Annotated in this window: 5 protein-coding genes and 1 pseudogene; all 6 read right to left on the bottom strand. The window is 61.1% G+C overall.

The features are described 5' to 3' along the window. Window positions 1-192: 192 nt before the first annotated feature. Complete coding sequence (locus H1D44_RS00030; protein WP_181512803.1) at window positions 193-996, bottom strand: SapC family protein; 804 nt, start codon at window positions 994-996, stop codon at window positions 193-195. A gap of 236 nt (window positions 997-1,232) precedes the next feature. Beyond that, window positions 1,233-2,609 (bottom strand): TolC family outer membrane protein, encoded by a 1,377-nt coding sequence (locus H1D44_RS00025; protein ID WP_181512802.1) that lies wholly within the window; start codon window positions 2,607-2,609, stop codon window positions 1,233-1,235. A 120-nt stretch (window positions 2,610-2,729) separates the two neighbouring features. Next, window positions 2,730-3,761 (bottom strand): AraC family transcriptional regulator, encoded by a 1,032-nt coding sequence (locus H1D44_RS00020; protein WP_181512801.1) that lies wholly within the window; start codon window positions 3,759-3,761, stop codon window positions 2,730-2,732. Window positions 3,762-4,019: 258 nt separating this feature from the next. Next, window positions 4,020-5,090, bottom strand: coding sequence for a hypothetical protein (locus H1D44_RS00015; protein ID WP_181512800.1), 1,071 nt, complete (start codon window positions 5,088-5,090; stop codon window positions 4,020-4,022). Further along, window positions 5,087-6,163 carry a hypothetical protein gene (locus H1D44_RS00010; RefSeq protein ID WP_181512799.1) on the bottom strand — a complete coding sequence of 359 codons (1,077 nt, stop codon included), beginning with the start codon at window positions 6,161-6,163 and terminating at the stop codon, window positions 5,087-5,089. Before H1D44_RS00010 ends, H1D44_RS00015 begins: the two co-directional genes overlap by 4 nt. Continuing rightward, window positions 6,160-6,393: pseudogene (locus H1D44_RS00005) on the bottom strand (hypothetical protein); the annotation flags it as partial. The gene H1D44_RS00010 and the pseudogene H1D44_RS00005, both read right to left, overlap by 4 nt.

The following is a 6,393-nucleotide window of genomic DNA, read 5'->3' as shown; positions in this document are numbered from 1 at the left end:
CTCGATGCTCCTGGTTTTTCTTTTTTTCCGCTTGTTTGCCGCTGACTTTCAAAGCCGCCATGTGAAAGCGGGCTGCTCCGACAAGAGAGCTCCCAGCTCCACGCTTTCACATGGCGCCTGGTGCCGGCATGACCGGCACACGGCACCTCGAATGACTCAAGGCGGCTCGCACTGGGTGCGAGCCGCCAGGCATCAATGCACCGGCTTCTCTTCGTCTCCGCCGTTGCTCACGCTCTCCTCGGCCGGGTCACCCTTGGCCAGGGCACCCACCCGGGAGCCGCCACGGGCCAGACGGCTCAGGCGGTTGAAGTTGCGCATCGACTGCAGATGCACGTAGAGCAGCTCCAGCTCGTCGCTGGCCAGCATCTCCTTCAGGGTCTCCTCCGGCAGCGCCTTGAGCTTCTGGCGGTTGACCGCCTTGAACCCGGTCAGGGTGCGCTTGCCGCCCTCGGGCAGGCTGATCTGCGCTTCCACTGCTTCCAGCAGGTCGAGCTCGGCCAGCCGGTTGCAGAAGGCACGAGTGCGCTGGAAGTGCGCTTGATAGTCCTGCAGGAACTCGAGCACCTTGCCCATGTACTGGGTCTGCTCGCCGTCGCTGTCGAAGAAGCGCTCGCCGCGGCCCTCGCTGTTGAGGCCCTCGTACTCCTCGTCGATGCACAGGGTGAAGGTCTTGCCGTCCTCGCTGGAAGCGAACACGAAGGGATAGCGACGCAGGAAGGCCGGCACGTACTCGCCGCGCCACTGGCCTTCGGCATCCACCATCAGGTTGGCGTCCTGCTCCACGCCCAGCACCGCTACCGGCAGCACGCTGCCCTCGGCATCGGTGAAGACGATGGGCAGATCGCTTGCCGCGGCCGGAAACTCCGCGGCCATCAGCGGCACCGAATTGACCTTTCCGGCAAAGCCGAAGTCCTTGCCAACCTTGAGGGACAGCTCACCGTGCTTGTCACGGGTGATCGGCTGCACGTTGCGATAGATCAGGAGTTGAGTAGCCAAGTTGGCCTCCTTGCGTTGTCTCATGTCATCGCCCGGCACCGGACCGGGCGGTAATCGTTATAGTGCGGGTCAGGCTTGGGAAGCACTGAAGAAATCGACGAGCGAGATGCAGCGCAAGGCGCACGGAGCACAGGAACCAGAGCCTATGGGGTATAGGTGAGGATTCCGACGGTCCGGCGCTTCGGCACCGCGCAACGCAGCGATTCGCTCGCGCAGGCATTTATGCAGTGCTTCCCTTACACGCGGCTGAAAGCCACCAGATCCACTTCGTCGCTCAGCAGGGCATCGATTTCGGCGAGGTCCTCCACGTTGATCACACCAGCGGAGTGTTTCAGGCGCAGCACGCTGATCAGGTAGTCGTAGCGAGCGCTGGCCAGCTCACTGCGGGCGAAGAACAGGTCACGCTCGGCATCCAGCAAGTCGAGCAACGGCACGACGCCGGACTCATAGCCCACCTGACGGGTCTCGGCGATGCGTTCGCTGGCTCGCAGGGACTCGCGCAGCGCCCGCTCCCGTGCCATGGCAGTCACGATGCCCTGGTAGCCTGCCCGCACCCCGCGCTCGAGCTCGCGGCGCACCTGTTCCTGGCGGGAACGGCCCGCCTCGATCATCTGCTCGCCCTCGCGCACCTGGGAAGAGACCATGCCGCCGCTGTATACGGGAATGGTCAGCCCCAGGCGGATAGTCTGGGTCTCGACCTGGCTGCCGCCACCGAAGAGCGAGCCTTCGGTGTCATCGTTCTCGTAGTTCAGGGAGAGATCGAGAGTGGGAAAGTGACCGCCACGGCGCACCTTGACGTTCTGCATGGCCACATCCACCGCCATGCTCGCCGCCTGCAGCCTGGGATTGCGCTGCATGGCAAGCTCCAGCCACGCTTCGGGCGTGTCCGGCTGGGGGCGTTCGAGCTGAAGGTCGTCGTTGACCAGGCGCAAGGTACGGGGGACCACCCCGGTCACTTCCTCCAGGGCGTTGAGCGCATCGCGCAGGCGGTTCTCCACGTCGAGCTCGCGGGCTTCCACCTGCAGGTAGCGGGCCTCGGCGTCGAGTAGATCCACCTCCCGGGCCAGGCCGTCCTCATGGCGAGCGCGCACCTGATCCAGATTGGCACCCACCTGCTCCTTCTCGGCACGTAGAAAGCCCAGATTCTCGTGCAGCGCCAGCGCCGTGAAATAGCGCTCGGCCACACGCAGGAAAAGGTCCTGGCGCGCCGCCTCGAGTTCCGAGGCGGCCTGCTGGATCTCCAGCTTGGCCTGACTAAAGGCTGCCCAGCGCGAATAGTCGTAAAGGGACTGCTCGATGGAGGCGCCATACACCGTGGTGGGGTAGGAGGTGCTGCCGCTATCGAACACCTCATTGTCGGAGCTGACGATATTCTGGGTGATCTCGCTGCGGCTGGCATTGAGGTTCATTTGCGGCAGCAGCGCCGAGCGCGCCTGATAGTAACGCTCGTCGGTGGCCTGCTTGCCAAAGAAGTCAGCCTGAAACTGCGGGTCGTTGTCCTGAGCCAGCTCGTGCAGCTGCAACAGGCTGCCGCCCATCGCCACGGGCGATAGCAGCCCCAGGCTCAGCGCCATGGCAAGGCGCCGAAGGACAGGGGTACCACGTACCTTCATTGTTGGATTGCTCCCTGCTACGCAACGGCGCGGAGCGTCCCACGCCAAGGTAGTTGTCGTTCTTGGTTATGATTCAGCATGAGCCTATCAGCCCACTTTCTTCCTATCTTCCACTCAGCGTCACATCCTAACGGCCACCTCCCGGCCGTTCGTATCGGCGCTGACCAGTAGCTCGCCGCGCGCCTCGGTGGGCTTCATGCCGAAGTGGTGCTTGAACGCACGGTAGAACCAGGAAAGGTTGTTGAAACCCGCCGAGAAGGCGATCTCGCTGACGGTGCGATGGGCGTGACGGGGGTCGGTCAATCGTTGCCATGCCAGTTGCAGGCGCAGCTCAAGCAAGTAGTCGGTGAAGGTGGTCTGCTCCTGGCGAAACAAGGCACGCAGGTAGCCGGGCGAGACACCGTGGCGGCGTGCCACCTCCGGCAGGGTCAGGTCGCCGCAGCCGGCGTGAGCCCGCATGTCGCCCTTGATGGCACGCAGCCGCGCCTCGCGAAGTCCTCTGCCCCGGGCCCGCTGTGCCGCATCCGGCGATGCCCCCAGACACAGTGCGGCAAGGTCGAACATCTCCTCAGCCACGGCGGCCGGATCCCAGGTCGGCTGATTCGTTGCCTTCCCGCCCCCGTCGAGAGCCACGGGCTCGGGCGTGGCAAGGTCCAGCGCCAGCCGAGCGAGGCGCTCGAGGGGCTCGTAGCGAAACAGCTTGCTGACGGCCGGGCGCATGTCCTGGTTGAGCATGGGCGCCAGCAGCTGGCGCGAAAAGCCGAGGCTCAGAAAGCGCGTGCGCTGACCGTGGAAGGCAACGCGCCCGGGCTGCTCATTGAAGCCAAGGCAGGCCTCACCCGGTGCACAGGTCACCTCCCCCAGGCTCGGCTGAGAAGAGGTCCAGCCCCCGTTGCCCGCCGGATTCAGCAGCAAGGAGATATCGTCGTTGCCATCGGCAAGGCTGCTCAGCTCACGCTGGGCAATCAAGGAGGAGCATTCGATGCTGGCAATGGAAATACCCGGCAATAGCCGGATCCGCGCCGCGATTTCGGGGGTTTCATGGCGTGGTAGCGCCAGCTCGACATTGGCCACGGCGGCATAGAACTCACGCGCGGCGTCCAGACGCTCACGCTCGGCATAGTCGCGGCTGTGGAAGGAGATGAACGACATTCAGCCATGCCTGCGTAGGAGGAAGGAACCGGGCGAAGGTAGCAGACCTACCATGACGCTCTGATGGCATCTCTCCCGCCCGCTTGATAGTTATTACCTGGCAGCTAGGCCATTTTCCTAGGCCATCACTATTATAGACATGACCATGGTCAAGTAAACGTTGCGTTACAACAGTTACCCCGCAACAGCTCACGCTCTCTAAACGGTAGGGTTGGGTAGGTTGGCCAGCGGGGCCATAGCCGGCGGGGCTGGCTTCCCTCATGCCACCGCGGCCTTCAGCTGTTCCTGGTAGGCAGCCATCTCCACCTTGCCGAGCTGCGGGGTGAGCTGGCAGCGCTGACGAGACCAGGGGTAGTCGATCTGTGCCTTGAGGTGAGCGGCGCCCTTGCCCGCCTTCCAGGCCTCCAGATCCAGATCGCGCCAGTAGCGCGGATTGCGTCCGGTTTGCCGGTCGTGTTCGGCAGTGGTGGGGTCGAGATGACGGAAGGGCTCCAGACGCGGCACGTCGGGCATGGGCTGGCTTACGTCCATGTAGCGCTGCAGCATGTCCCATGTGGCATGCACCTCGTGCTTGTGATCGACGATGGCGCTGAGCGAGGTCTGGCTGAACTGCTTGCCGCTATAACGATGCACGAACATCAGCCGATAGAAGATACCGCCACGCTGCACCACCCGCTCCACATAGCCATCGAACTCGACGAAAGGCGCCTTCAGCGGCGGCTTCTTCTTGCCTTGGGCGAAACTCACCATCCCGGTATGTCGGTTGAGTTCGCTGCAGCGGTTTTCCATGTAGCGGTTGGCACGACTAGCGAACCACGTATTTAAAGGAGTCAGAATAAACCCAAGAGATCTCGCCAAGAAATTAAAAACAGGCTGTGTTGTATAGACCGTCGCAACCATAACAATAACAAAACCTATAATCGCCACCAGAGGAATAGCAATAACAGAAAACACCTCACCATAGCCATATAAAGACTCATAAAATCTCAAAATCAAGAAATATGGAAATGAGAGAAGGAAAGAAAAATAAATTACAGGGAATGCCATCAATATGGCTGAGAAACCCAACTGACTTTTTAAAAACCCAATACGACGATGATCCCACCACCAATCATCCGTTTCGTAGAACGCCTTATCCTGACGATCTTGATGCTGAACGAACTCGGCATCCTCACAGAGCTGCTGATAGGGATCGATGCTGGCGTAGTCGCCAAAGGGCAACAGCTCTTCACCGATTCGCTCGCGCTTCTTCGGTGCTGCCGGCAGGGCAGGAATGGCGCCGGCCCGGTAAGCACCGGGGCCATAGCAGAAGGAGCTGGCTTCCCTCATGCCACCGCGGCCTTCAGCTGTTCCTGGTAGGTCGACATCTCCACCTTGCCAAGCTGCGGGGTGAGCCGGCAGCGCTGGCGGGACCAGGGGTAGTCGATCTGCGCCTTGAGGTGAGCGGCGCCCTCGCCCGCCTTCCAGGCCTCCAGATCCAGATCGCGCCAGTAGCGCGGATTGCGTCCGGTTTGCCGGTCGTGTTCGGCAGTGGTGAGGTCGAGATGTCGAAACGGCTCCAGGCGCGGCACGTCGGGCATGGGCTGGCTCACGTCCATGTAGCGCTGGAGCATGTCCCACGTGGCATGTACCTCGTGCTTATGATCCACGATGGCGCTGAGCGAGGTCTGGCTGAACTGCTTGCCGGTATAACGGTGTACGAACATCAGCCGATAGAAGATACCGCCACGCTGCACCACCCGCTCCACATACCCATCGAACTCGACGAAAGGCGCCTTCAGCGGCGGCTTCGTCTTGCCTTGGGCGAAGCTTACTGCCCCAGTTTGGCGATTGAACTCACTGCATCGGTTTTCCATGTAGCGATTAGCACGGTTCTCAATCCGCTCTCGAAATGGCTTGAGCATATAAATGATCACTCTAGCCAACCCATTAAATACAGTTTGTGTTGTATAAGCTGCAAGAACAATGGCTCCCACAAGCCCTCCACCCGCAACCAACAGCAACAAAAGCATGGCCAATATTACATTATGGCCGTAATCCTGCATATAAAACACAGCCATACCAGAGAGATAAAATGGCATTGCCACCAAAGCACAAAAGTAAACAAATGGGAAGGCCATTAACAAGACTGAAAATCCCAACTGACTTTTCAGGAAACGAATGCGTTGATGGTCCCACCACCAGTCATTCGTTTCGTAGAATGCCATATCCTGACGATCTTGGTGCTGAACGAACTCGGCGTCCTCACAAATCTGCTGATAGGGGTCGATATCGGCGTAGTCGCCAAAGGGGAGCAGTTCCTCACCGATACGCTCGCGCTTCTTCGACGCTGCCGGCATCGCAGCAATAGCACTTGCACGATAGGCACCGGGGCCATAGCAGAAGGAGCCGGCTCCCCTCATGCCACCGCAGCCTTCAGCTGTTCCTGGTAGGCCGACATCTCCACCTTGCCAAGCTGCGGGGTTAGCTGGCAGCGCTGGCGGGACCAGGGGTAGTCGATCTGTGCCTTGAGGTGAGCGGCGCCCTCGCCCGCCTTCCAGGCCTCCAGATCCAGGTCGCGCCAGTAGCGCGGATTGCGTCCGGTTTGCCGGTCGTGTTCGGCAGTGGTGGGGTCGAGATGACGGAAGGGCTC

The sequence above is a fragment of the Billgrantia kenyensis genome, assembly GCF_013697085.1.
In the GTDB taxonomy this organism is placed as follows: Bacteria; Pseudomonadota; Gammaproteobacteria; order Pseudomonadales; family Halomonadaceae; genus Halomonas; species Halomonas kenyensis.
Note: the sequence above shows the minus strand (reverse complement) of the source record. Positions and strands in the feature narration are given on the sequence as shown.